Annotated in this window: 4 protein-coding genes and 1 pseudogene; 3 read left to right on the forward strand and 2 right to left on the reverse strand. The window is 40.3% G+C overall.

Going from position 1 to position 4,143, the window contains the following annotated elements; genetic code table 11:
• Nucleotides 1-790, forward strand: a pseudogene (locus PPOP_RS22675) (hypothetical protein); the annotation flags it as partial.
• Between the two features lie 204 nt (nucleotides 791-994).
• Complete coding sequence (locus PPOP_RS08690; protein WP_006285865.1) at nucleotides 995-1,615, forward strand: hypothetical protein; 621 nt, start codon at nucleotides 995-997, stop codon at nucleotides 1,613-1,615.
• Nucleotides 1,616-1,658: 43 nt separating this feature from the next.
• Here the strand turns inward: PPOP_RS08690 and PPOP_RS08695 are convergent, their stop codons facing one another.
• On the reverse strand, nucleotides 1,659-1,850 hold the full coding sequence (locus PPOP_RS08695; RefSeq protein ID WP_006285866.1) for a hypothetical protein: 192 nt from the start codon (nucleotides 1,848-1,850) through the stop codon (nucleotides 1,659-1,661).
• Between the two features lie 1,122 nt (nucleotides 1,851-2,972).
• Nucleotides 2,973-3,305, reverse strand: coding sequence for a helix-turn-helix domain-containing protein (locus PPOP_RS08705; RefSeq protein WP_006285869.1), 333 nt, complete (start codon nucleotides 3,303-3,305; stop codon nucleotides 2,973-2,975).
• A gap of 708 nt (nucleotides 3,306-4,013) precedes the next feature.
• On the opposite strand from PPOP_RS08705, the gene PPOP_RS25845 reads away from it, so the two are divergent.
• Nucleotides 4,014-4,143: DNA-binding protein (locus PPOP_RS25845; protein ID WP_006285870.1), on the forward strand; the 130-nt coding region annotated here is incomplete at its 3' end.

The following is a 4,143-nucleotide window of genomic DNA, read 5'->3' on the forward strand; positions in this document are numbered from 1 at the left end:
ATTCGGTACGGTATATTTTGGTGACCGCTCGCGATGCCAGCTACGCATATATAACAAATCAAAAGAGATTAAGGACAAACGTAAGGACTATTTTCTTGATTTGTATGAACGGCGGGGCATGGATGTCGATAGGGTTTGGAACGTAGAATTTGAGATACGCAGGGATTACATGCGGGACTTTGCAAATATGGCTACAGGAGAAACAAGGGTTTTTGACTCCATGGACTACCTTTTGCGTTATGATGGCCTGTCAATGCTCTGGACGTATTTGGTTACACGTTTTGTACATGACTCTGCATTTTGGCGGGTATTGCAGCAAGGAGATCCGGATAAGTTTGTGCAGTGTAAGAACTATCTCTTTAGGTTGAGGGATATTGACACCGAAAAGCGTCGCGAGGTTGCACAGATTCGAGGTCGTTTGCAAAAGCTGGTACTCAATGAGGAGTTGCCTCCAGATGCAGATATGATGATTGAGGCGATGAAAAAGTTTGTAATGATGTGTGAGGATTACGAGGATGAGACGGAGCGTGATTTTCCGGAAGAGGTGCGGAAGAAGAGAAAACGTTACATGGATATTCAGATGCTTAAGTTGCTGTTATCAGAAAAGCGTAAGACTACGGATGATATGAATGTTTTGCATACGATGCAAGCGGAGCGCGAAGCACTTAAGATAATGAGAGCAAGAGAGGTAAGATATATGGGAGAGGAAAAAGAACTCATGGATAAAAATAAAATAAAAACACCCGCCAGGCAGGGGAGCCAAAACGAGTGCGGGAACATTGATGAATAAAGTATACCCCATTCCATGAGTTTTGAGAAGTGATACGACAAAACAAGTCAATATACAATGGTGCATAAAGCCACCCTTATGAGGTGGCTTTTTTGCATGTGTAAAATTATTGAAAACATCAGGTGATGGTATATTTTACCTTCCGTATATAGTATTTTTTTGGTATATTCACCTTGGTAAATATACCGTAAAGGGGAATTATATATGAAAAAATTATTATTAGTTACAGCACTTTCAGCGTTTACTATCTTAAGTGCCACTTCTGCGTTTGCTCAAGAAGTACCTGCAACAACAAAAGCTTCTGGAAAATCAGTTCAAACGAATGGGAAAGGAGAACGAGTAGCTTTCTCTAACAAAGAAGAATTGAAAGAAATACACTATCAAATGATTGATAGCATGATGAAAGACATTATAGAAGCTCCTAGAGCAAACAAAAGGGTAAAACGAGGAGTTTTAAGAGACACAGGAGAGCAACAATATACTGGCCGAATCGGTCAACGGTTTACGAATGACGCTCAATATCACATTAATCTATTAAATAAGTTACATCTTGTGACGGATTATAAAATTTATAGTAGACACGCAGAAATAACCTCTACAAGTACTGTAGGAACAAAATCAGGCGCCCCATATAGTATTTCTCAACAAAGCTCTATTTTAGAGAACAATGAAAGAACCGTTTCTTCACGAGCTGAATTTGTTTCGACTGCCAATCTCGGAATAGAGTGGTCTAGTAAAACTTATAATATTACGACAACAATTACGGTTAAGTATGCAAATGACGGAGTGATTACTTTCACTGCACGTTCCATTGTTCGTGATTAGAAAGTGTAAAAAGAAGCATCAGTAAATCTGATGCTTCTTTGATTTATTTATTTAATTTTTCTTGCAACTTTATCATATCCGCTTCTAATCGACTAATTCTATCCTTATTTTTCGAAAAATATTTGCCAACAGACATGAAAAAGAAAGTTAAAGATGTAAAAAGAGCAAGTAGACTTAAATAGAGAAAAATCATAATTATTTGAATAGTAGATTCTAAAACAAAATTCACCCCCATCTCTTCACCACCTCCATTTTTATAATAAAATTTCGGAAATAAGCACTTTTTCACCACTCATTAATTATCTCATACACACGCCATGAAGGGAATGTTTTCCACAATACAGACTGGTTTGGAGTAGCTTTTTTGCTGTGCTTGTTGATAACATGGGGCATCCGAAAAGAAATTAATGGTGTTAATGAGTCCTTGGAGGGCGGGTTCCAACTCAACTCAACTTCAAACATAGGCACTCAGGCGCATCTAGACATGGGCATTGAGTATGATGTTAAGCATCGTAAGGCTAATAATATCTGGCCATTTAAGCTGCTTAATCTATTTAAAATCACAATTATTTGTGCATGTTATTTTGGTAATTGCGCACCGGAGCCGGATGCGGCAGGTGCCTGTAAAGTTTTATCCGCCCCTTGACCTTGTGCAGCAGCTAGATTGTATTGCTGCTCGTCTAAGCCGTAGTCAGTTGATGACTGCGGTCCTAGAGGCGTTTGTAGCTCGGGACTACGATAGGATGCGGTTGATATCGGTTGGTTTATCGCATCAATGATGGAATGATTGAATTTTATGCTTTCCGTACTCATTATGGCGATAAATAAAAGGATACTAAAAAAACGAAGCGTCACGACCTGGCAACAACAGGTTCGTTTGCGCTTCGTTTCTTTAGTATGTACGTTCCTTTGGGCGGATAGCAGTTTTGGCAGTCGTTAATGGGTTTGTAAACGTAATTAAATATTTATCATTTTGAGGTTTGTTGGTCTGGCGATAGGTGGTATCTAATATGTCATTTGTGTAGAGGCGCGGAGAATTAAGGTGGTTAAAGGAGAGAGAGTAAGCATGTACAGTGGGACAAAAGGTAACGGAAAGAACTATTATGAGCATGAGGAGGGATGCGGAAGTGTCCGTGGGTGGAGCCCGGCAGGGAGGGCCCCACGGTGCGACCGCATCCGGCCGATGCCCACACGCAGGCTGCTAGCCTATGCCGCGACTACAAGATGAAAAAAGATGTCTTTATACAAGTGAGGTAAGCGAAAAGTTTTGGATTATTACAGAGGTTGATAAAAGAATATTAAAAGGCCAATTAACAGAAATCGGCCTGGGGCGGAGATTTTTCCTAGACTTCCCCCCTTATTCGGGTTTGAAGACTTCTTTCAAGATGTTCAATCCTTTGCGCTGGCGGCTTTCACTTTGTTCCAGTAGAAGGGATACCGTTTCCCATATCAGTGTATTTTTAAGCGCGTTTCGTTGCTTTATATCAAACAGATCGAAAACGCTGATTTGAAGCGTTTCGGCTACTTTTTCCAACGTATGCAGTGTAACGTTTTGTTCGCCGCGTTCAATTCGGCCAATGTATGAACCGGTCGAATCAATAGCTTCTGCAAGCTGATCTTGCGTTAAGTTTCGCAGTTTCCGAAACTCCCGAATTTTTAAGCCTATAACTTTGAATGTTTCTGTTTGCATTTTCTCACCTTCACTTTAATTAAGTGTAGACAACGCTAAAGTTGAAAGGCAGATATTTATAAGTTCAGAAAATAAAATATTGTCCTTATAAGAACTAGAAGGTTATAATTTTGGTATGAAAATAAGTTTTTGGGTGAGGGGGTGCTATATGTCGAGGACGCCGCCTATAAAATTTTATCCGTCGCCAAAGCTTGTGCAGCAGTTAGATGTTATTGCTAGTCGTCTCCAAGGTAGTCGTAGTCATTTAATATTTACGGTGTTGGAGGCGTTTGTTAATCGTGATTATAAGAGGATGTCGTTTATACATGATTTATGTAATAAATAAATTTGGATGAGTCCGAAAAAATAGACTCCGAGTGGCAAGGTTGTAGTGCGGATAGAGGATGCGACCGCATCCGAAACAGGGGGGGGCTATATGAGGACGCCGCCTGTAAAGTTTTATCCGTCGCCTGACCTAGTGCAGCAGCTAGATTGTATTGCTGCTCGTCTCCAGTTAAGCCGTAGTCAGTTGATGACTGCGGTATTGGAGGCTTTTGTAGCTCGGGACTATAATAGGATGCAGCTACTTCATGACTTAGCAAAATTATGAAAAAATCATATTGTAATATATTGTAGTATGTAGTATAATGTAATTACTACATACTACATACTACATACTACATACTACATACAATATACAACATACTACAATATGGAGGGTGATTTTACATGGCAGGAGTAGCACGGATTACGAAGGAGCAGATTTGGGCGGCGGCAGAAAAGTTGTTACAAGAGGGTAAGTCTCCAACGTTGGCAGCTGTGCGTGGGGTAGTCGGTGGCGGCAGCTATACGACGATTA

Source organism: Paenibacillus popilliae ATCC 14706 (assembly GCF_000315235.1).
GTDB classification, from domain to species: Bacteria; Bacillota; Bacilli; order Paenibacillales; family Paenibacillaceae; genus Paenibacillus_B; species Paenibacillus_B popilliae.

Coding starts and splice junctions, on each gene's coding strand:
- PPOP_RS08705 (WP_006285869.1), bottom strand. CDS start 3,305: ATGCAAACAGAAACATTCAAAGTTATAGGCTTAAAAATTCGGGAGTTT.
- PPOP_RS08695 (WP_006285866.1), bottom strand. CDS start 1,850: ATGGGGGTGAATTTTGTTTTAGAATCTACTATTCAAATAATTATGATT.
- PPOP_RS08690 (WP_006285865.1), top strand. CDS start 995: ATGAAAAAATTATTATTAGTTACAGCACTTTCAGCGTTTACTATCTTA.